The sequence below is a fragment of the Acinetobacter sp. 10FS3-1 genome (genome assembly GCF_013343215.1).
GTDB lineage: Bacteria > Pseudomonadota > Gammaproteobacteria > Pseudomonadales > Moraxellaceae > Acinetobacter > Acinetobacter lwoffii_C.
Genome location: NZ_CP039143.1, coordinates 1,346,735 through 1,369,145, shown reverse-complemented (window position 1 = coordinate 1,369,145; position 22,411 = coordinate 1,346,735). Strand labels below are relative to the sequence as shown.

19 protein-coding genes and 2 pseudogenes are annotated in these 22,411 nt (G+C 42.2%); 15 read left to right on the top strand and 6 right to left on the bottom strand.

Annotated elements, in window-relative coordinates; genetic code table 11:
* Positions 1-738, top strand: coding sequence for an MAE_28990/MAE_18760 family HEPN-like nuclease (locus E5Y90_RS06405; RefSeq protein ID WP_174659728.1), 738 nt, complete (start codon positions 1-3; stop codon positions 736-738).
* Here E5Y90_RS06405 and E5Y90_RS06400 read toward each other — a convergent pair.
* The gene (locus E5Y90_RS06400) at positions 723-1,763 is read right to left on the bottom strand and encodes a DNA cytosine methyltransferase (protein WP_174660572.1); all 1,041 of its coding nucleotides are present in this window, start codon (positions 1,761-1,763) and stop codon (positions 723-725) included. The genes E5Y90_RS06405 and E5Y90_RS06400 overlap by 16 nt on opposite strands.
* 150 nt (positions 1,764-1,913) lie before the next feature.
* Here E5Y90_RS06400 and E5Y90_RS06395 point away from each other — a divergent pair, with 150 nt between their 5' ends.
* Positions 1,914-2,240, top strand: coding sequence for a hypothetical protein (locus E5Y90_RS06395; RefSeq protein WP_174659727.1), 327 nt, complete (start codon positions 1,914-1,916; stop codon positions 2,238-2,240).
* Positions 2,241-2,305: 65 nt separating this feature from the next.
* Here the strand turns inward: E5Y90_RS06395 and E5Y90_RS06390 are convergent, their stop codons facing one another.
* The gene (locus E5Y90_RS06390; RefSeq protein WP_174659726.1) at positions 2,306-3,412 is read right to left on the bottom strand and encodes an exodeoxyribonuclease VII large subunit; all 1,107 of its coding nucleotides are present in this window, start codon (positions 3,410-3,412) and stop codon (positions 2,306-2,308) included.
* A 279-nt stretch (positions 3,413-3,691) separates the two neighbouring features.
* On the opposite strand from E5Y90_RS06390, the gene E5Y90_RS06385 reads away from it, so the two are divergent.
* The 7 genes from E5Y90_RS06385 to E5Y90_RS06355 all read left to right on the top strand — a co-directional run bounded on the left by E5Y90_RS06385 (position 3,692) and on the right by E5Y90_RS06355 (position 8,000).
* Complete coding sequence (locus E5Y90_RS06385; protein ID WP_174659725.1) at positions 3,692-4,114, top strand: hypothetical protein; 423 nt, start codon at positions 3,692-3,694, stop codon at positions 4,112-4,114.
* A 2-nt stretch (positions 4,115-4,116) separates the two neighbouring features.
* Positions 4,117-4,653 (top strand): hypothetical protein, encoded by a 537-nt coding sequence (locus E5Y90_RS06380; RefSeq protein WP_174659724.1) that lies wholly within the window; start codon positions 4,117-4,119, stop codon positions 4,651-4,653.
* A 1-nt stretch (position 4,654) separates the two neighbouring features.
* Positions 4,655-5,776 carry an ATP-binding protein gene (locus E5Y90_RS06375; protein ID WP_174659723.1) on the top strand — a complete coding sequence of 374 codons (1,122 nt, stop codon included), beginning with the start codon at positions 4,655-4,657 and terminating at the stop codon, positions 5,774-5,776.
* A complete protein-coding gene (locus E5Y90_RS17465; protein ID WP_228723978.1) occupies positions 5,773-7,014 on the top strand; it encodes a hypothetical protein in 1,242 nt (413 codons plus the stop codon). The genes E5Y90_RS06375 and E5Y90_RS17465 overlap by 4 nt, the downstream gene beginning before the upstream one ends.
* Positions 7,015-7,153: 139 nt before the next feature.
* Positions 7,154-7,522, top strand: coding sequence for a DUF551 domain-containing protein (locus E5Y90_RS06365; RefSeq protein ID WP_174659722.1), 369 nt, complete (start codon positions 7,154-7,156; stop codon positions 7,520-7,522).
* Complete coding sequence (locus E5Y90_RS06360) at positions 7,515-7,718, top strand: hypothetical protein (RefSeq protein ID WP_174659721.1); 204 nt, start codon at positions 7,515-7,517, stop codon at positions 7,716-7,718. The genes E5Y90_RS06365 and E5Y90_RS06360 overlap by 8 nt, the downstream gene beginning before the upstream one ends.
* Positions 7,719-8,000 carry a pyocin activator PrtN family protein gene (locus E5Y90_RS06355; protein WP_174659720.1) on the top strand — a complete coding sequence of 94 codons (282 nt, stop codon included), beginning with the start codon at positions 7,719-7,721 and terminating at the stop codon, positions 7,998-8,000.
* 87 nt (positions 8,001-8,087) lie between these two features.
* Here the strand turns inward: E5Y90_RS06355 and E5Y90_RS17675 are convergent.
* A pseudogene (locus E5Y90_RS17675) lies at positions 8,088-8,153 on the bottom strand (hypothetical protein); the annotation flags it as partial.
* An 80-nt stretch (positions 8,154-8,233) separates the two neighbouring features.
* Here E5Y90_RS17675 and E5Y90_RS06350 point away from each other — a divergent pair.
* The 4 genes and pseudogenes from E5Y90_RS06350 to xseB all read left to right on the top strand — a co-directional run bounded on the left by E5Y90_RS06350 (position 8,234) and on the right by xseB (position 11,915).
* Positions 8,234-9,442, top strand: a complete 1,209-nt coding sequence (locus E5Y90_RS06350) for a DUF1615 domain-containing protein (RefSeq protein WP_174659719.1) — start codon at positions 8,234-8,236, stop codon at positions 9,440-9,442.
* Positions 9,409-10,074: an HAD family hydrolase gene (locus tag E5Y90_RS06345; RefSeq protein ID WP_174659718.1), complete on the top strand. Its 666-nt coding sequence runs from the start codon at positions 9,409-9,411 to the stop codon at positions 10,072-10,074. The genes E5Y90_RS06350 and E5Y90_RS06345 overlap by 34 nt, the downstream gene beginning before the upstream one ends.
* A 385-nt stretch (positions 10,075-10,459) precedes the next feature.
* Positions 10,460-11,710 (top strand): annotated as a pseudogene (gene xseA, locus E5Y90_RS06340) (exodeoxyribonuclease VII large subunit).
* Positions 11,711-11,720: 10 nt separating this feature from the next.
* A complete protein-coding gene (gene xseB / locus E5Y90_RS06335; protein WP_151207725.1) occupies positions 11,721-11,915 on the top strand; it encodes an exodeoxyribonuclease VII small subunit in 195 nt (64 codons plus the stop codon).
* A gap of 222 nt (positions 11,916-12,137) precedes the next feature.
* Here the strand turns inward: xseB and E5Y90_RS06330 are convergent, their stop codons facing one another.
* The gene (locus E5Y90_RS06330; protein ID WP_162850572.1) at positions 12,138-12,278 is read right to left on the bottom strand and encodes a hypothetical protein; all 141 of its coding nucleotides are present in this window, start codon (positions 12,276-12,278) and stop codon (positions 12,138-12,140) included.
* Positions 12,279-12,717: 439 nt separating this feature from the next.
* Here E5Y90_RS06330 and E5Y90_RS06325 point away from each other — a divergent pair, with 439 nt between their 5' ends.
* Complete coding sequence (locus tag E5Y90_RS06325; RefSeq protein ID WP_174659717.1) at positions 12,718-12,924, top strand: hypothetical protein; 207 nt, start codon at positions 12,718-12,720, stop codon at positions 12,922-12,924.
* Between the two features lie 683 nt (positions 12,925-13,607).
* On the opposite strand, the gene E5Y90_RS06320 is transcribed toward E5Y90_RS06325, so the two are convergent.
* Both E5Y90_RS06320 and E5Y90_RS06315 read right to left on the bottom strand, forming a co-directional pair.
* Positions 13,608-18,128, bottom strand: a complete 4,521-nt coding sequence (locus E5Y90_RS06320; RefSeq protein ID WP_174659716.1) for a translocation/assembly module TamB domain-containing protein — start codon at positions 18,126-18,128, stop codon at positions 13,608-13,610.
* A 37-nt stretch (positions 18,129-18,165) separates the two neighbouring features.
* A complete protein-coding gene (locus E5Y90_RS06315) occupies positions 18,166-20,919 on the bottom strand; it encodes an autotransporter assembly complex protein TamA (protein WP_174659715.1) in 2,754 nt (917 codons plus the stop codon).
* Between the two features lie 173 nt (positions 20,920-21,092).
* On the opposite strand from E5Y90_RS06315, the gene E5Y90_RS06310 reads away from it, so the two are divergent.
* Complete coding sequence (locus E5Y90_RS06310) at positions 21,093-22,409, top strand: MFS transporter (RefSeq protein WP_174659714.1); 1,317 nt, start codon at positions 21,093-21,095, stop codon at positions 22,407-22,409.
* The last annotated feature ends 2 nt before the right edge of the window (positions 22,410-22,411 follow it).

Here is a 22,411-nt window from a genome sequence, read left to right as displayed (position 1 = left end):
TTGGAGTTGGTACGCTCAGTATTTGATGACAGAGTTGATGATATTGAAAGCTACTTTGAGTTAGTAAATAACATTGAAGTAGCGATTAGTTTGGGAGGGGCTGTGTTGCACTTCAATGGCAATAGCTATACTGTAAAACCTGAGCAACAGAAAATCATGTACTCTAGTATCTACCTGCATTTATACAATTTGATAGAATCCACAATCTCGACTTTAATTGATGCAGTTGAGAGGCACGCAACATTAGGTATTAATGGTAAATTAGATTTATTAACCGAAAACATGCGCAAATTGTATGTTACTTCAGTGGCAGCACCTTACGAACTACTAACCAACGAAAAAAGGCTTGAAAAAGCCCTCTTATTATTTGAGCAAGTTCTTAACTTAAAACCTATTAATATTAGGATTCCGCCAGGCGGTGGCGGAAACTGGGATGTTACAGAAATAGAAAAATTAAGTAAAAGCATTGGTGTTAATGTCAGCTTATCTCCACCATTAAAGCAAAAAGTAATGCGCCCATTTAGAGATGATAAAAATCCGATTCGCTTAATTAAAGAGATAAGAAATAAGTTAGCTCATGGCTCTATTTCATTTGCGGAGTGCGGGAGTAATCACGTAGCAAGTGATTTCAGAAAGCTTATTGATATAGTTAAAGATTATTTAAAATATATCATTGATCAGTATGATGCTTACCTTAGTCAGCAAGGCTATAAGACATCTGCTCAAACAGCAGTATAAATATTTTTTAAAGATGATGTAATACTCAACCCTACTACTTCCCCTAATCTCACAGGCACAGCATTGCCAATCATTCGCCCAATCATATTAAAAATTACAGGTTTATCGATAGGTGTAAATTGATAATTTAAAGGGAATGTTTGAAATAAAGCAGCCTCCCTTAAGCTAATTGCGCGATCTTGCTCTGGATGCCCAAAGCGACCATTTCCAAAGCCAAAGCACAAGGTTGTAATTGTTGGGGCTGGTTGATCCCAATGCATGCGGCCATATACAGCAGAATAGAATTTACCAGATTCCTTTTTATGGCATTCTGCACGTAACACCTCAGGCCAATCCCTCCAAGTGCCACCAGGCTTAGATGCTCTAATACGCTTCAAATTAGTCTCGCTAAGTTTAGAGCATGCATGTAGTGGGTCATTTTTTGATTTTTGGCCTGCCTGTAAAGGCTCGAGGTCAAAAATTGTTTCTTTTACTGTGATTGGTTGAGTGTGAGTAGGCTCTATTAATTTGATGTCGTTAAGTTTTGATGCCAAAACCACGTGACGGCGTCTAGTTTGTGGCACTCCGTAATCAATACAAGCAACCTCTTGTGCGGTAATCTTATACCCGAGTTTTTTTAACTCATCAATAAAATCATGATAAACCTTATGTTTAGTCACGTCTGGTACATTTTCCATAGTTACCAGATCGGGCTTAACTTCTTTAATTAAACGAGAGAAATGATACAATAGAGGCCATTTTTCATCTTTTGTGGTGTCTCTTCCTTTGTTATAGGTAGAAAAAGGTTGGCATGGAGCACACCCTGCGAGTAGACGCACGCTACCCTCTGAATACCATGACGAAATTTCGGAAGCTGTTACTTCTGCAACATCTTTATGGACAAAAGTTGCCTTATTATTATACTCATAGGCAAATTCACACTCCTTAGCAATGTCATATCCAGCCTTTACTCTAATTCCCGATTTAATCAGTCCTGCAGTTAAACCACCTGCACCACAGAACAAATCTACTGCTTCAATTTGCATATTTAAAATAAACCTCATTTCAATGCATATGATATATCTTTTTAAGCCTGACATCGAGGGGCTGCAAAAAATATTTAATTCCCTTTACCTCCCTATCAATAGGTTTTTCTTCTATTATAATGACTCCATTAATAACAACAAAACAAAACCATGAAAACAATAACTTTCGCCACCCTACTCTTCTCTCTAGCTATCACCGGCTGCCAGCAACAGCAGGATACTGATATCAACACAGTAACTATAGCACTGGAGAAGTCAGACCGTGCCCTTGGTGGTTATATTGAAAAATTAGAGTCGGAATTCACGCCTGAAGATATACGGACCCAGATCATCTGCAAAGACTATCCTCATGAATACAAAACCAATTATGCCCCCAATATGCTTAAACTTAGTTCCAAATATACTGAAGCAGTACTTTTAAGTGATTTAGATAGAATTTTGGATTTCTATAAAGCAAAAGACCAAGTCAGTTGCTAGTCTCATTTCTATTTAAAAAGTATGAACTATGGCATTGCTTATAGTTCATACCTGTTCAAAAATATCTAAAGCATAAACTTACCTAAAACCACGCCAACAATTGCTGCTATTACTGCAATGATAGCTATCATCTTATTATCAGTTTCGGGAGGTCTGTTGCGAATCATATTTAACTCCGCACTTAGATGTGCTTTTTCATCGCGAAGTTTTGTTACCTCTTGTAAGCTCGGCAACTTTTGATTCTCATACTTTAGCTTTTGAATCTCCGTATCTTTATATCGATTTTCACTCTGATATCTCTGTAACTTTGAAACTGTTTCAATAGCTTCTTTATCACGAGATAAAACCCTTTCAATTTGATCTCTTAAGTGGATACCTGCGTCCAACGGCGTATAAGCAGAATGATCTGCAATATAGTCAAGTAATGTAACATCTGTATTGTGTCCCAGCCCAACTACTCGATAGGCATCTAGCTTCGAAAATGAATCCAATACACGATCAGAGTTAAAAATTTTAAAATGCTCTGGGCTACCACCACCTCTAATTAAAACAACAATGTCACTTCCTTGAGCTTTATCAATAGCTTGTGATAGTGCTAAGTCATCACTCAAACTAACTGTAATTTCATTAAAATTACAATGATTTTGATATCCACTCAAATGTTTATAAAAATCTTCTGCGATTTTTACATTAGTCGCGGAGCTATAAATAACGGATATTTTTAAGATCTGCTTATCCGGAAATGGAATAGATCTAGGTGGAAATTTTTTTAACTTATCAAAGCTATCTAAGTCAGACCGTAGTCGCTCAATATCCTTATCAGCTTCAGCTGCTCTTATTGAAAAGGCTCTGAATCTTTTTGTAAGAATATCATTGTATAGATTGAATTTTGGCTGCCCCACTAACTCGACATAATCTCCATCCTTAAAATCAGCAATATATTTTTTAAAAATTTCAACCTCAATGATGCCAGTCTCATCTTCTACCTTTAACTGATAAACTGAAGCATATCTAGATTTATTTAATTGCTCTTCAACATTAAGTAACTTCCCTTTTATAGATATATTCTGACCAAGGTATTGATTAATTTGACTTTCTAACTCACTAAAAGTATTGCCTAGCATGTCATTTACTTGACCAACTTTAAATATTGGTACGTTATTTTCCATCATATTATCAAACACATATTCATAAAATAAAAAATAATAACATAACAAAATCATAACTTTAGGGTGAAGTTAAACATCTCATACTAAAGACTATGCTAATTCACTCCCAAAAATTAAGTCTTCTTTTGTCTATCACAACACATTATTTAGCCAATACTAAATAAAAATTAGTAAATACTATTGACTTAATATTTAGTAAATACTAAATTACATCTCGTAGACATTAAAAAAGCACTCAAAGGGTTCGAAGTCTTGAGTGCTTTACTTACAGCGAGATTGATTATGAACAAAACCTTAACACCTTTCAATAGCCTCAAGGTAACACTTGTTGCCGGTGCCGTGACAATCGGTGCTTTAACATTCGCTTATAAGCCTGAGGCGGCCAGCACTCCTGCTCTACATAACTCTATTCCCGAGTTCTCGGCAGTAGCTGCTATAGATCTATCTGGTGAAAACACAGGTACTGCTGTTATTCGCCTGGATGACTTCACACTCGACGTGAGCTTTGACTTTGAAACAGTTGAAGACAGCTACGGCGTACCAGGTAGTGAATTCTATGCTGTTGAAATCACCCAATTATCTATTGACCACATTACCGACAAATACGGCAATACTTTTCCTGACTTCACTGATCAAAACGACCATCGCAATATCAACTTATTGCTCTCCACTTTTATTGAAAAAAATAACCTGGTGGAGGCGTAATCATGATTCTTAAGTCCACTGATCAAATTTTTGAAGCTCTGTTGAATGGCCAGTTAGTTTACTGGTGTGAATATGGCTCTGATGACTGGTCACCTCTTAATGATCAAGCACAAGTTAATTTTGCAGACCTTTATACCGGTTTCTTGCAATTCAAAGCAGATGAGTTACCTGTCATCCCAATGCCGATAAAGTTTAGCTCAACTCATCGTTATTTCTCTGAATACATCAAGACGTTTGAGGGCCTTGAAATCTATCGTGTAGGCAAAACTCGTGCGAGCTATTTTGCCCTACGTGTCAAAAGCTCCGGGACTATTGCCGACTATCTGTGTAACACGATTATCTACTGCATACAGCCTGATGGCTCGCTGAAAAAAATGGATAAATCAGTTACTCCGCAATGGATTTTGGATGGGCTGGAAAATGCGCGTGTTGCTATGCGTAAAAACAGACGTCATCAGGTTTTAGAAAGTACCGGCTTCTTTGCATCGGAAGACTATAAGAGCTTTAAGCGTAAAAACCGTTCTGCAGGAGTACGTTGAGATGGCGATTAATATTATTCCAGCGGATCAGCCGCTACTTGTCCAAGCCATCATTGTTTATCTGTATGCAGATCCAGGCTTGGGTAAAACTTCTATTGGTTTCACTGGTGAAAAAGCTATTTCATTCGACTTCGACAAAGGCTCTCACCGTACTGGTGAATTGCGTCGCGGTGCTGTGGTTCAGGTCAATCAATGGGCCGATGTGGCCAACCTGACTATGCAGGATCTAGAACCATTCAAGACCATTGTGATTGATACCGTGGGCGCAATGCTTGAAAGCATCAAGACTCATCTGATGCTGAATGCGACCAATAAACAGAAAGATGGCTCTTTGAAACTCAAAGCCCAAGGCTTGGCCAACAATATCTTTAAACAGTATGTGAATACGCTGATTGCTTCAGGTAAAGACGTAGTTTTCATTGCCCATGCTTCAGAAGATCAAAATGGTGACCAGGTAATTTACCGACCGGATCTGGGTGGTAAGAACCGTAATGAGCTTTACCGCATTGCAGACGTAATGGGCTACCTAACCACTGTACAAACAGGTGAAGGTAAACATGAGCGGGTTATCAGCTTTAGGCCTTGCCCTACTCACCATGCCAAAAATGCAGGTGGTTTAGGTGGTGAAACTGGCGAAGTTTGGGTACCAGATCTAAAGACTAATCCTACGTTTTTAGCTGATCTCATTAAGCAGGCTAAAGATCATATCAATACCCTAACACCTGACCAGCTGGCCGCAATCAAGGCTCAGGAAGATTTAGAAAACTGGGTACAAAGCTGTGCTGAAGCCCAGTATGCCAGTGATTTAAATCATCTTACAGAATCACTTAACGACACTCACCTGTATTACAAAAACATGCGGGCTGAACTGGTTCGCCGTGCTTTAGAAATGAAATGTACATTCGATAAACAGCGCAATGCCTGGGTGGATCCACCAGAGTTCAACGGGATATCTGACGAGCAGCTTGCCGCTCTACAGGAATTCATCGATACCTGTGGTCTTGATACAAAAACAGTGTGTGAGCACTTGGGGCTTGATGCTCTCAATCAAATAGAAGCCAGCAAGCTGGTAGCGGTTAAACAAGAAATTGAACAAATAGCAAAAGAAATGGTGAACGCATGAAAATTTTAAATAGCAAAGAAGCTTTTGACGCGATGATGGCCGGCAGAAATATTATGTGCCGCGCTGTTGGTGAGCTAGTGGATTTTGATGATCTGTCTCAGTTCCCTGCCACAATTTTTGCTATGCCAGGCTATGAGTTCTGCATCAAGATTGAAACCATGGAGCTGGCTGGTATTACGTTTACAAAGCCTTTAACTCTTGATGATGTCGTGGAAGATCAGGAAATCTTCCTGGTTTACCCTGACCACATTGCACATACTCAATTCACTTCACTGTCTGGCAAGTATGTTGAATGTGTAAAAAATGGTTTTGCCCAAATGGATCAAGAAAATGCTGAATTACAGCTGCAAGCAATTGGTAGACTCCTTGGACGAACCATTGCTTATCCTTTGACGATAGAAAGTCATTACAAGCCTGAAAAGAAACGTCGTAGTCGAAAAGCCAAGGAAGATGCTGAACAGTCTGGCATTTCAACTGGTCCAGGTACTGCCGTACCAAATATTGAGAAGCAGCCTGAGTCAGAAGTCGCTGAGACCATTAAAACTGAATCAGTAGCACCATCTATTCCTGCTGAAGAGGTGTTAGATGAAACAGATCCGGCGATTCAGAAGTTTATTGAAGCAATTGATAAATGTGATTCTGAGTATGCTTTGCAAGGTATTGACCGTAATCTGGATGGTAATAAGGAAAAACTGCATACAACGGAATTTGATGAGCTCAAGCAGCGTATTAAAGATAAACGTATTAGCTTTTTCCCTGCTACAGACTCAGTTTCAAAGATATTAAATGCACCAGTTGAGCAAGAACAATCATCTGAAAACCTAAGTGTTGCTGAGCCAAAAAGACTACAGAAAGAGGCTGAAAAGCTAATACAGGGCAAAGCTCAAGATGCAGGCGAAGAATACCAAACTCTTCTTACTGATCTGCTGAACCGCGCAAGTAAAGCAGCAACCCCTGCTGAAGCAAATGCTTTGGTGGGCTATACAAAGGCATGGACCGAAGAACAGCGCAAACCATTAATTGATGCAACCCATAAACGCTTGGTTGAGCTCAACAAGACAACTGAACAACCTTCTTTGGCAGTACGTATTCAAAAAGCGGAAGACCTTACTGAACTGGATGCCTTAGAAATCGATGTATCAGCATGTGATGAAGTTATTCAGCCTAGATTAATGGAACTTGTCGAGCAGCGTCGGATTCAACTGGATCGCCTCCTTAGTACTGGTGAGGCATCATGAGTTATTCCTACTCCTCGATAACCCGGACACTGACAGTGTTCGGGGCCAAGATGACACATGTATTTAACAATGTTGGGATCGGTGAATTAGAGGCGTTGCTCACTGATGCAAAGTTTAAAGAAGCAATCTGGAGAAAGTGATGGATATTCAGAAAGAAAGAGAAGCGTTTGAAAAATATATTCAAACCGTAGCCCATCCACATCGATCACCAAAGGTTATGTTTTTCACGGTGAATGATGGACATGGAAATGTAATCTATTGCGATATTAGTATTCAAAACCAGTGGGAAACTTGGTTGGCAGCCAAAGTCCAAGCGGTGCCGGAGTGGATTAACGTTAACGATAAGCTACCACCCGCAAATATATTAGTGCTTGGCATGTCGCAAACTCGCAGCAATTTATTCAATATCTACAACGTGATGGCTTTAGATGAATTTGAAGAAGCTGATGTAACGTATTGGATGCACTTGCCGGAAGCCCCAAAAACACAGGAGCAAAGCCATGATTAATAATTTTCAGTGTCATAACTGCGGCCTTAAGATTGAAATCCGCAACTGCCCGGTTTGTAAAAGAGATGCACATATATTGGATCTCAATAACCCAATGGATGCCTTTATTGCTAATCGCGGCTTTGATAAAGCAATCACTCAAGCGTGTGAGTCTTTACCAGAATCAGTAGAGCAAAGCTTAAAGGGGGTGCCTTAAATGGGAGCAGCGATGAGTAGGACGGATCAGATCGATACATCAATGATGTTAATATTGCGCTATAAAAAACCCGTTGTAGCGTTAAAAGATATTATTGAAGACTATATGCCTCACCTGGATATAGGAGCAGCAAAACAACGAGCTGCTAAATGTAAGTTGCCATTTCCAGCATTTAAGGTGGATGGCAATAAGTCTGAATACTTTGTAAACTTAACCGATATCGCAGTTTGGCTAGATTCCCTCCAAAAGGAATCACAAAGAAACTGGAGTGAGGTGAATTAATTTCACCTCTACTTTTTTACTCCATTTTTACGCCTTACGCCACACAAAAATCATTAAGTCATTGTTTTATATTAATTATAATTATTAATCTAACCCACCCGCCATCGGGGCAACAATCAAATTATTTGACAGTTGATATGGACCAATATACATATAAAATCATCACTTTTTTGATGAGCATAGTATACTGCATCTGCTTTGTTCACTCATCTTTTCAATTGATTTACGGCACCATGAACAAAAAACCTGCTCTTTCTTTTTCTATCAAGTCCCTGTCTTTGCTTACACTATCTCTAGGTTTGCTGGGCTGCGGTAATGGTTCCTGGTGGTCTAAAGATCATGAACCCACCCTTGAGGTTGAACATATTCGTAAAGCCATTCCAGCCCGGGTCAATGACCGCGAGTCTTGGGCCAAGGATATTTATGACATTACCGAGCAGCTCGGCATTCCTCAAACCAAAGAGAATATCTGTACTATTGTAGCTGTGGTGGATCAGGAATCTAACTTTGTTGCCGATCCTGTGGTTCCAGGTTTGGGTGAAAAAGCCGTGAAGGAAGTGCAGGATCGCCTAGAAGAAAAATTCAAGGATAAACTGGGCGAATCGATTGGTGGAACAGTGGCGGGTTATTTTCAGGATGTACTAAGAAACCATCCGGATCCAAAAGATAATTATCTAAGTCAGATGCGCCGGGTGAAAACCGAACGTGAACTTGATGAACTGTATCGTGAAATTTTTGACTACATGGCCAAGCATTATCGTGTCAGTGCCTTGACGGGTGCCGCCAAACTGTTCGGTCAAAATATTGGTGAGAAGTTGAATCCGATCACCACCTTGGGTTCCATGCAGGTTCATATTAGTTATGCCAAAGAATATAAGCGTCAGGGAGGAAATATTGCAGCGTTGCGCAGCGACTTATACACCCAATACGGCGGCTTATATTATGGTATTCATCGGCTGATGATGTATCCGACAAACTATGACAAACCGATTTACCGTTTTGCAGATTATAATTCAGGTAAATATTCTAGTCGAAATGCAGCCTTCCAGAAGATGCTCAATAGCCTGACCGAGACTAAGCTCAGCCTAGATGGGGATTTATTACTTTATAATAAAGATGGTGGCATACGTGCACAGAAGAGCCAGTCAGAACGTGAGCTCATCCATGTTTTCGCAAAAAATAATTTTGTTATTACTGAACGCCAGATTCGGGCCGACTTAAAGAAAGAAAAAGAAGAAAGCTTTGAAAACACCATGACCTATCGAGGCGTCAGTAAACTTTACCAAGAGAAAACAGGTAAAACCCCATTTTATGCCATAATGCCGGAAGTGGTAATTTCTGGTCCGAAGCTCAGCCGGGATTATAATACCAACTGGTTTGCCACTCGTGTCGATGGTCGATATCAAACATGCATACGCAAAGTCAAAAATCTCAAACTCTAGCCTTATTCGATTTTGATGGCACCCTGTATCCTGATGACAGTTTTACCGGGTTCATCTTCCATGCATTGTCGAAAAGGCATATTCTGAAACGCGGTATTCGTATTTTGCCGTGGATTCAGGCCTATTATCTCAAGCTCTATCCTGCTCATGCGATGCGCCCTAAAATTTATGCCAGCATGTTCAAAAATAGTAATGCTACCGATATTCAGCAATTGGCTCAGGATTATGCCGAACAGCTAGTTTTTAAATTAAATCCCAAGTTGTTCGAGCAATTGAGAATGCATCAACGGCTCGGCCATCAGGTGGTTCTGGTGTCAGCCTCCATAGATCTATACTTGAAGCCGATTTGTGACTATCTGAAAATCGACCTGATTTGTAGCGAAACTGACATTCAAAATGACTATTTAACAGGCATGTACCGTACTGCGGACTGTAGTAAAGAACAAAAGAAAATCAGGGTAATGAAAAAATATCCCCTTGAAAACTTTACTGAAATTTATGCTTATGGAAATAGTGAAGAAGATGAAGAAATGCTAAGTTTGGCAGATTATGCTTATATGGAAGGACAAGATCAAAATCTTCCGGTACTACAGCCGCATAATCCTGAATCTATCCTTCGTTTGAATTATTAAGCGCTTAGCTGAGTATTAAAAGCACAACCCCTCATTCTTTTAATCCTACCTGTCTCAGGATTTTTCAATCCGAGTCTCTTTCCTAAAAGGGGATTCTATTTTGTGGTGATCTGTTAATTGATCTACATGATTGCTTAAATCAGTTGAAGAATATAAAGCTATTTAGACTTCCTGTGTTGATTTCCGGAATAATGACTGATCAAACCCATGGAAATTTACAGTACAAAGACATTATAATGTCATTACATATTTTATAAAATGCTCAATTTTATTGAGCTTAAAAGCTTTAAAATCCTGGAATACTTGCCCCATTCATCAGCTTCGAGATTTGTGAAGTTTGCCATATTGCTTTAATATTCGATTGAATAATACACTTTATACCGGCATGCAAAACGACGCTCAACTCTCCCTGAAAGAATATCTGTCTACGGTACAGGAAGTGGTTAAACTCACTTTCGATCAGCCGGTGTGGGTGACCGCCGAGATTCGTAACTTGAATATAAAAGCGGGTCATTACTATCTGGAACTGGCAGAAAAAGAAGCTGAAACAGATCGGGTCATTGCCAGCTGTCGTGCCACAATCTGGAAATTTAGTGCCCAAAAAATTGTCACCCAATTTGAGCGGCACAGCGGAATTGAGCTCAGCTGTGATTTAAAAGTTCTGCTCAAGGTCAAGGCCAGTTTTGACCCACAATACGGCTTTTCTTTAAATATTGTAGGGATTGACCCTAGCTATACTTTAGGTGACATTGCCCGACGTTATCAACAGATCGTAGAAAAGCTCACTGTTGAGAAACTGATTGATCGTAATAAAAAACTGCCGGCCCCTTTTGATCTGAACCGGATTCTGGTAATCGCCCCTGAAAATGCTGCTGGTTTGGGTGACTTCAAGAAAGATGCAGATGCATTGCAGCGTGCATAGGTTTGTCAGTTTATTTATCACAGCGCCACTTTTCAGGGAAATACGGCTCCGCAAAGTATTATGCAAAGTCTGGCCCAAGCACTTAGACAATGGGCACAAACTTTTAGCCAAGCACCCGATCTGATCGTTATCATTCGAGGGGGTGGTTCAGTGAATGATCTGGCTTATTTAAATGACTATGAGCTGGCTGCCCTGCTGTGTAAACGCTCAGTCCCGATTTGGGTAGGCATTGGACATGAAAAAGACCGGACAATTCTGGATGAAATCGCGCATCGTTCCTTTGATACACCCAGTAAAGTTATTGCAGGTATCCGTAATCATATCGTGGAGCTCATCCAGGCGCTTATGCAAAACCTACAAAAGATTCAGCGTCTTTCCCAGCAACAGATTCAGGCCTATCAAAACCAGAATGATCAATATCTCAAGCTGATACAAAATCTGGCCAGCCATCAACTCAGTTATGCCGTGCAGATGGTGGAACAACTTAAAGCTGATACCTCGCATCTAGCTCAACAACATACTCAACTCATCAGCCAACAGCTGGATGCCCTGATGCGGGAAACTTTATTACAAAATCCGCGTCATGTTCTCGCTAAAGGCTATGCCATTGTACGCCAGCAAGATCAGGTGGTTCGCTCAGTCCGTCAACTAGATGTGCAACAACCCGTTCAAGTGGAATTACACGATGGTATTTTCTCCGTACAACTTACATAGGTAAATTTTCATGAGTCATGACACTTTAAGCTTTCAGGAAGGCTATAACATCCTGAAAAAAAATGCTGAATTGCTTGAATCTCAGCAAGAACCAGATATCGACAACCTGATGAAAATTGTAGAAGAATCGATGAGCGCTTATAAAGCATGCAAGGCACGTGTTGAAGCCGTACAAACGGCGTTGAACGATACTTTTAAGGAGTAATTCCAAAGAATGAGAAATAGCATTCACTCAGATCTTTCCATATGACTTAGGCTATTTTTCATTCATTTAAACTTCAGACCATGAGCAATAGCTTTGTAAAACTGTTTAGATAGCTTGAGCTTAAGTTTTCTGTAAGCTGATCTAAGCCTCATGATCCATACTCCTCACATATCTAACTTTTATCATCAGCCCTCACTCAGAGGGCTTTTAAAGTTGAATCAGCTATTTTTGCTCTTTCAGTGGATTCTCCGGTTCTGCATTCGGTTTTTTCTTGGGCTCTGTATTTTTATAAGACTCCTGCTTTCCTTTATCATCATTAGATTCTTTTTGCGGACTAGATTTTTGGTCTGTCTGATTAGTCATAGCTATTCCTTTGTGATTTATGGTTGAGGGGAATAAACATGATAGTGGGTGTTCAGGCTCAAGAATATTGGCGTTGCGTATTAAGTTTTTAAAAACAAAGCCCTCATTAAAAAGATTGTGTTCCTATCGTGAAATGCATCTGCTCTGAGCATATAGGTTTTTAACTTGTTGGCTTTATTTAATTATATTTTATACAGAATGAAAAACTGCCGCAGCTTGGAGGATATTCAATGGAAGTTAAGCAACAAAAACTTACTATCAGGCCATACAAACTACATAATCATTTCTTTTCAAAGAGTTATGGTAGCTTGACCCAGAATTTTTTAGTCAGGATAGGATATTGACTGTTGGAGTTTTATAAGAGGTGATTGACTAAATGCTGTTCAGCATATACTTTGTATATACATTTTATTTATTAGCTTTGGTGGGGAAACATGATATGACTGAGTTACCCAAAAAAACCAAGCTTAATAAAAAAGATGGTCAGCTCTTAATTCGCATCAATACAGCTGAGCGTGATGAGTTCATTCACTTATGTGATAGCTTGGATACAAGCGCAGCTAGAGAGTTAAGAAAATTCATCCGTAGTTTTATTAAAAAAAATCAGTCAGCGGATATACCAACAGAGGAGCAACATTGTGGCTAAGCAAGTAAAATCCCTGAAGCAAAAAATTAAAGCTCGCCTTAAGAAAATATCTAAACACAAAGACAAGTTGGCTAAATTGAAAAAGAAGCTGAAAAGTCAAAAGTAATCTCGCGATTAAGCCTTGATTATTAAAAAAAGTCCTCAACCTGAGGGCTTTTTTAACTCTTAGATTCATACACTTGCTTCGCAGCTGACGCCAGAAAAGCATTTGCAGTCCAGTCTTTGATCGGGAGGATTACCAACTTACTAGAGATCAAAGCTTCACGGCATTTTATAGCCTTCTCCTTGCTAAAAGTTATTTTAAAATAATGAGGCTTGGCAATACTACTCGCTATGTCAAAGCTGAAGGAGCTGTGCGCAGGATACACAGCAAGATAACAACCCGACGCATACTTCGGTCACGCAGGTTGTTGATAGGCCAGATATAATCGGTAAATCTGAGAGTGGCTTAAACTAAAAAACCAATCAGATCCCAGACAAGACAGATAGTTTATCCTTTTTCAGTCAATGCAATAGCATCAACATTCGTCTTGTTGAGTTGCATTTCAGGCCTAAGTTACTAATTTGACACTTGCATTTTAAGCCTGAAACTACTCAATAGTCTACACAGTTATCTCCTGTGTAGACTGAATGAATAACAAATTAAATAACAGTAACTTATATTAACATATATTGTCTCTAAATCAGAAACGCCAGTTATAGAACAAGTCAATGGCCCGTTCGAGAGACTGACTCGCTTCCAGATATAAACGCTGGTTTACCTGATAACGTAAAGTCAATTTGTTGACTGGTGTAAATACCCCGACCCCATAACGGATATAAAGATCTGGCGTAATATAACCTGTTAGCGATACTTGCGTATCATCACCTGTACCCTCCGCATCCAGTGCCAGACCGCTTAGACCAAAACTCCGGCCAATCTGGTTGGTTAATGCACGGGTACCACCTAAGCCCAGGCTGATCCCTGCCGCAGCAATAGTATTGTTAACATCAGACCTAAAGCCTTCCGCCTGACTTAGACTAGAGGCACCTTCATTAATCCGCCCGGTAATCAAGGCATTGAGAGCTTCCTGTTCAGACAGGCCCGCATCGTTATAAATCTGAATATTTGGACTCGATGCCGTACCGGTTACACGCACCCCCACGGTGCTGCCCTGTACAGTTTTATTGGCATCAATATCCAGAGTCGGATCTGTCAACTCACCATTAAAACGGGCAATAGCACGGGTCAGGTCCAGACTTTGACCATAAGCCTCAATCTTCACCCGTTGTGATACCCCAATTGCACCATTGGCCCGCATTGCTGTTTCCAGACCACGCTGAGATAAATTAACCCGACCTGCCAGTGGAATCCGGCTATTAAAGCCTTGGAAAATGACCCGATCACCTAAAGACACTGCAACATCTGCTCGAATATCCCATGGACGTGCCGCATTTAAAATGGCCAATTGATCATCTCCCTCATGCACAACGCGCACATCAGAAGACAGCCCCACCACCGGCTCAGAGGCTTCTGGCATGGAAATTAGCGCACGTGGCACCTCTACTTTCCCACGCAGGCTGAGCTTTTTATTTAATGGATACATGTCCAAGGACAAATCAGGAGTAACCACTGCAGCAATCAGCGGTGCCTGACGGATCAGCAGATTTTCCCCTTGCAGCTTTAACTGAACACGCGGATCGCCTTTCCAATCAACCGAACCCGTCAGTGTCCCTGCTCCACGACCACTATTAAATGCACCATTAATAGTGGCGCTATTCTGGCGAATGGATGAATAAAGCTGGACATTGGTCAGATTCACCGGCAAGGAAATCATACTGATGGCAGCATCTTTCACCCGGACTTCGCCTTCAAGTAATGGATCTCTTAGTGTGCCGCCCACCTTACCGGCATAGGATAAAATCCCTTCCAGATTTCGGATATCCTGAACAAATGGCTTAAACACTTTGAGCTGCACCTGATTAAAGGCAATCTCACCACGCATTGGCTTACTGTCCTGATACGGATCAATAATGACATTGGCATAACCCGTACCAATATCCGGCGTTTTCACATCTAGACGAATCTGTAAACCCTCGGCAACACTCTTGGCGATCAGCCCCACTTCATCATACTGAAGGGTCGAACCCAGATATTCCGGATCTTCAGAAGACAGTCCGACCACACCACTGCGGGTGACCAGACGGGCATCAATTTTTGGCTTGGCATTTTTAGCCCATGAAGCTTTGGCATAACCGTTAATTTTACCGGTCAGAGCCAAGCCTTCAGGCAAGAAGGCACTAAAGTCATTCAGGTCGAGGTTTTTGGTCACAAAAGAGACATTGCCTCGCGCTGGATTCACCCGAACAGGCTGATCAAAGCACAACTGGCTTTGCTGACTCATCCAGCAATGGGCACCAATGAAAAGATCAGATTGAGCAGTATTATAAATCACCGCTACATTTTGACGTTGCACCAGATGAGTTCTTAAGGAGTCAAAGTCACCATTTTGAATCTGGCCCAACCAGTTATTTTGCGCATTAAAACCACCCGCCAGCTGGATAAAGAATTTTGACAGGCGGTTTTCTGCCCGAACCTTTAAAATATGTGCAGAACGGGTACCCGCCAGAGAAACCTCTCCATGAGCAATTTCCCGTGATCCGCTACGTAAGCGCTCCATGGTTGCAGTTAATAAAGTCGGTGTGTTTTGTGAAGTCGGTAGCTGACCGCGCACCCGAACCTGCTGCACACTGAACAGTCGCTTAAAGGCTAAATTATCAATCGCAAGATTGGTTGAGGCCTGCAAACGCGGCTGGGACTGCATATTAATATAACCTTGTACCCGGCCTTTCAAGCCTGGGTATAACTCATACAAGGCGGGTGCATTCACTTTTAACTGCAAGTTCTGCGCATTGCCGGTCGCTTGAATCTGGTTGCTGGCATAAGACAGAAACAGATTATTGGCTTCAAACTGCTCCGGTACAAAGCCACGCTGATTTGAATTAATAATGACCGCCAGATTACCTGTGCCCCGAACCGGTTTGTCGTTTAATATCCCTGCCAGGTTCAAACGCTGAATCTGGATACGTTTCAGCTGATCTGACCACAGCCCACGGGTATGGATGTTGCCTGAAATCTCGCCTTTCAGCTTGGCATTAAAATATTGTGGCTTAAAACGTATGAGTGAGGCGTTAATATCCCAGCCAATTCCTTTGGCCAGATGAACGCGACCATTGGCATTGATTTTCCCGGCGATCCCATCATGTCGTAGCTCTGCGATACGCAGCATATCCGGCGTTCCAGATAGGCGTACTTTAAGCATCCCTTTGCTGGCTTTTAACTGGCTACTGCTTAATGAACCATTATAATTCACCGCATAGCCCTTAAATCCGCCGCCGGCTTTTTCATTATGGAATAACAGGGCAATTCCACTGGTTCCTTGTAAATGTACGGTTTCATTTTGATCAGCCAGTCTGCCGCTTAAGTCCACACCCGTTACTTTAATAATCTGCTGATTTGGTTGCGCATAGCCATTCGCCTTGATTTGACCATTTAAACGGTCAATGGGTGAAGCCGCAGCAATCGTTTGTGTATTCAGCTCCTTGGCATTTAATACGGCGCTCCATTTCAGCTGACGTTTTTCGTCCGGCAACTCAATGACCGCATTACCGCTTAAGCTGCCGGCCTGTGCATCAGCACCATAATTAAAGTCTGGCACTCGCAGAATATTATCTTTGAGATCAAGCTGCGCCCGATACATTCCTGGCGGCAGCACGCCGTCCTCATGTCTGCTCACCTTGGTCGCCACATGAATGTTTTGCTGACCTTCTAGCAATGCCAGTTTGACATCCCCTGAGTCACTGCTCAGCCAGCCAATATAAGGGACAGCACGATCAATATTATTCCAGGCAACATCCAGTAGCATCGGTTCCGGCTTGTTAGCTTTTTGTGGGGCTTGATCCAGCTTGAACTTCCAGCTTTCATAGCGGTCAAAATCGACCAGAGCGGTCAGATGCATACCCTTTTCCAGATGACCTGCAGAGGCTATCTTGCCATCCAGACTAGGCGGCAAAAAATCCTGAAGCACTTGTGGAATACGTTCATGCTTGGGATCAATCCCATTCATACGACCGCTTAGATCCCACTCCACCCGGTCTGACCAGCCCACAGTTCCTGCCAAACTGACTGAACCCTTCATGAGCTGTCCATTCAGGTCGCTAATATTAAGCTGATTGACCAGATCGGTATGCATCACCGCATTATATTCACCTTGCGGAATATTTTCTCCGCCCAGGTCAGTGCGCACATTTAAATTCAGGCGTTCAATATTGCCATTAAACTCAGCAATACCATCCTGAGTAAACAGCTTCTGTTCAGGCAGAATTGGCCAGTGATATTCTTTAAACTTCAACTCACCTTTCATCGGTACATGAGGGCGCATCGGGTGCAGGATTACCCATCCGGTCAGTAGATCAGGGGTATTCGTGGCAACGCCAGCCTGAATTGTATCCAGCGTACCCCTTGCCCGTAGATGAATATCATGCACATTCAGGCTTTCTCTTAACGCAGGCAGATTTACAATACCTTGAGCATCAAGTGGATACTTGCCTTCAAACTGCATTTTTCCGCTCGCTTCGCGTACCGACAGATACCCCATATCCATACGGGAATCTTCAAAATTCAGTTCAGTTCCTGACCATAAGGCATCATTTAATTCAATATTAAATATATCCACCGCAGTGGTCTGGGTTTTAATTAGCAGATGGTCAAGCAGCAGATGATCGACACGCAACTCAAAAGGCAGACGGATTGCATTAAACTTGAAAGGCTCATTACTGGAAGGACCTTTATTAATCACCTGCAAATGCGTCACATCTGCGTTATTGAGATGGATTTCCTTTTTGAGTATCGCACGCCAGCCCAAGGTGACATCAGCCCGGTCAATTTTGACATCTACAGCCTCCAGACTGACCAAGATATTTTTTAAAATGATCCCACGCCATAAATTCCCGCCTTCATATTCATAATGAATAATCTGCTGGCGTTGCATGACCTGTTCCAGCAAAAACTTGCTGCCCTGATTAGTCGAAAACAGAACTGCCAGAACAGAGAGCAAAAAAATGATAGAGAAAAGTACCGACAATAGGATACTTCTCAATATACGGCGCTGCTTTGGCACTCTCTTTGGTTGTTCTTGTTCCGGCTGTGGTTGGTTTTCGACCATAACGTACCCAAATAAATCTTTTTAAAAAATGAATGTTTTATAACGGTGAACCAATAAAGAAATGCAGTCGGATTGGATGACTGTCATCTGATAATCCGGTTGCAACATCAACCCGAATCGGGCCAATCGGTGAGGCCCAGCGAATTCCCAACCCCGCACCATATTCAGTCGGATTGCTAAAATCTTCATTATAGGCATTGCCGGCATCTGCAAAGACTGCAGCTCGCCAGCCTTCCCTGAACTGGTAATTATATTCAAGTGAGGCTACACCCAAAGCCTGCCCCCCAACTTTAAAGCCCTCGATTTCAGGCGAAAGACTCTTATAATCAAAACCTCGAATGGTTTGATCGCCTCCACTGAAATAACGCAGGTTATAAGGTACTTTGGCAAAATCTTCTGTGAAAATATAGCCCAGATCGGCACGGCCAACAAATTGATGGTCAGCATTTTCTCCCAATGAATAGATAAAACGCCAACCCGCATTAAGGATGGCCATATCGGCATCAGACAATAAAGCCTCACTCCCAAGTTCGACCTTATAAATCTGCTTAAAGCCTTTGGTCGGATTAATCCGGCGGTCACTCTCCGTGCGTGACACTTCATAACCAAACAGAAGAGACTGCTGCTCAGCAGCGGAATTAAATCTAAAAGCTTCTGGAACCTGGTTAAAGTCAACCGAACCGTCCTGTGTCAGCCGGTCCAGACGATAACGTACACCAAAGGCCTGCTGCCAATTCCCCAGTGGATTTTTAATAAGCCGGTCTGCGCCTAGTACAGCCGACTCAATTAGCAGGCCTGTATCTTGAGCGACATCTTCCCGCTCTTCACGTTCATACCCGCCCACAATGCTGACATAGTCATTGAGAGGATGATGATATGGAATGTTATAGCGACCATCAACTGACTGGCGGATCCCGGAAAGCTCAAGGTTGGCGTCAAATGAATGACCACGTTTATTGACAATGGCACGGCGATACTGCCCACGTAAGCGTACATTAGTATCTGTACCATAACCGATACCGACTTCAGCACTATTCAGGCGGTCTGCATTTAAAGTCACAATGACCGGAACTTTCTTCTCTTCACGTGCCTGTGCTTTTAAACGGTCCTGCTCATTTTCCTTGCTTTTCTGCTCCACACGCAAGCTCATAAGACTCGGATTTTCCTGATCCTGTATACCAGCAAATTGACTTTCATCCACGACATTTTGCGTGACTTCAGTAGAATTAGCCGGTTTTTGAGGAACATTCGCAGTAGAACCATCCTCTTCCAGTTTCTGCTGTTCAATCAGGTTCTGAATATCAGGAGCCAGTTCTAGCTCTCTGTCCACCGGATCAGGACGTATCGCATCAACCAGTGTATAGTTAAAATAACGCGAGTTGGTCAGGTTGTTGGCCAGGCTATTGACACGCCAGAAGGCATAGTCAGCCCCATCTTTCCAAGTCACCAGACTTTCCAAAATATCTGGATCCAACGGAAATTCTTTTTCAGGATCACTCATTCTGAATTCAACTTGTCCCAGCTTATAGCGTTCACCGGTTTCAAAGCGCAGATTGACATCCGCTGTATTTTGCGGCTGTTTGATCAATACATCATGCAGGCGCCAGAAGGAATCGAAATAGCCATTATGACTGGCTGCCTCAACAATCCTGCCTTTGGTGGTTTCATAGGCACCATGATTGAAAATATCACCTTCTTCCTGTTCCGGTAAAAGACCAATAACCTGGAATTGTGGCTGCTCTGCCCCGGGTCCGGTAAATTCCACTTGATGACTGCTAATCAGTACGGGCTCATTGGGTGTTACCCGGACTCTTACGCGACTATCCGACACTCGTTCAAACTTAAACTCGGCATTATAATAGCCCACTGCCTGCGCTGCCTGCTTGGACAGGTTGCGTAATTGGGGCAATGCCGAAGAAAAATCCTCAAAGGATTCCTGCGTAAAACTGGACAGTTTGGCACGGATATTATTGCTTAAATTATTATAAGCTTCAGACTCATATCTACGATTCAGTACACCATTACTCTCGGCAGTACCATTCCCATTCATAATAATGACTTCAGCACTGATCCGGGGTGTGCTGGCGATCATGATCTGACGTGGTGGGCGCAGCTTATACCAGAGTCGTTTTACGATATTGGGCTTTTTGGCATCTTCCGGCTCGGTCGGCCCTGGAATATCTCTTAAAGTCCGAGCCGCCTCATTACTCTGTACGCTAATGTTGCTATCTGCCCGAATAGACTGCATCAGCTGATCAACATTTACCGGCGCCTGATTTATTTCAAGCAATTCCTGCTGACTGATATCTACCACCGTTTCAGTCTGCTGGGTATTGCGATAATCCTGTGCTTCACGTTTGGCTTCTTCAGCGACACGGTAAATTTCATTGGCCATGCTCTGGTCAATACTCTGCATCGGCAGGTTTTCCAGATCTTCAAATTCAATCGGACTAAACTCTTCCAGAATACCACCGGCATTTTGCTGCTCCTGCAGCATCTGCATACTATCAACGGATATTTGCGGCACCAGTGCCTGTTGTATGGTTTCGACCGCTTCACTTTCGGAATTAACCAGACCTTGGCGGAGGGCTTCCTGAGACAGCTCTTCAACCTTTTCCGTTCGGGACACTGCGACTGGAGTGTCTGCTGCCTGTTCAGTCTGTGCTATGCCCTGATGTGACCACATCATAAAAAATATGCTCATACACAGCCATGTCCGGCCATGATGTGGTATGAGGTTCCCCATACTAAGATTCAGCATCGTTTTTTTAAAATTTCTTTTTGCAAGCATAGCAAACTCTAAACAAATACATTCTTTAATTGATTATTTGACCAAAAAATATAAGCTAAAGAACTTAAATTACTGGTTTTTACCTTCACATAGCCGAAAGTATCTTACATGATTTTTCCGAATGTTTACGCATCTCTCACATTTCTTCATAAAACTTAATGTAGCACGTGTCTATGAATAATAACGAACATCTGCTGGGCTCCCGTCGTTTTTTACCGATGTTTTTGACCCAGTTTTTTGGCGCTTTAAATGATAATGTTTTCAAACAGGCTTTATTACTGGTCATTACCTATGGCTGGATTCAACAGAGTACCCATATCAGCACGCTGAACAACCTGGCTGCCTTGCTGTTTATCCTGCCTTATTTCATTTTTTCAGCCACTGCTGGACAGATTGCTGACAAATATGAACGTGCCCAACTGATTCGTTATTTAAAGATTCTAGAAATCGTCATTATGCTTTTGGGAACCATCGGTTTTTTACTGGGGAATTTATGGATTTTGCTCTTTGCCCTGTTTTTGATGGGCACCCAGTCCACGTTCTTTGGCCCGATTAAATACGCCATTTTACCTGAAGTCCTGAAGCCAGATGAGCTGATGTCTGGAAATGCCCTGTTTCAGTCTGGCACATCACTGGCCATCCTGTTTGGTATGATTCTGGGCGGTGCTGTTATTGCAGCCTCAAATGGTCATCTGCTCTGGATTAGTCTGACTATTTTGACAATTGCCATGCTGGGGTATTGGTCTAGTCGCTCTATACTAAAACAGAGTATTCCAGCCCCCGACATTCAGATTGACTGGAATTTTTTTCGCACCAGTTTTCAGACGTTAAAATATGCAAAAAGCTTGCCGCTGATTTTTTTAATTTTACTGGGTAACTCCTGGTACTGGTTCTATGGGGCCACCTATCTGACCCAGATTCCACAACTGACCCTACAAAACCTGCATGCCTCGGAAAATGTAGCCAGCCTGCTGCTGACTTTTTTCTCAGTCGGGATTGGCCTTGGTTCTTATTTATGCCGCAGATTGGGCGGCACCGAAGTCAATATTAAAATGGTTCCGATTGGTGCAGTTGGGTTGGTTACTTTTGCCCTCTATCTGGCAGCAAGTCTGGCTGCCATTCCTGAACGTAGCGGTGCTTTGCTCGGCCTGGCTGAGGTATTTCAGCAAGGCTGGAGCTATTATCATGTCATGCTGGCAGTAACCTTGCTGGGCATCAGTGGCGGTTTTTATATTGTCCCGTTATATGCCATGATGCAGGCTCATTCTCCTCGCTCACATCGTGCGCGTGTGGTTGCTGCAAATAACATCCTGAATGCTGTTTTCATGGTATCTTCTGCTATATTTTCAATTATTATTTTAAGCGTTCTAGAGTTTGATCTTAAAATACTTTTTTGTATTACCGCAGTCTTGAGTGGCATCTTCACTGTCTGGCTACTCTACCGGCTCAAATCCATGCTCAAAACCGCAAACGCCCCCTTGGAGGATTAATT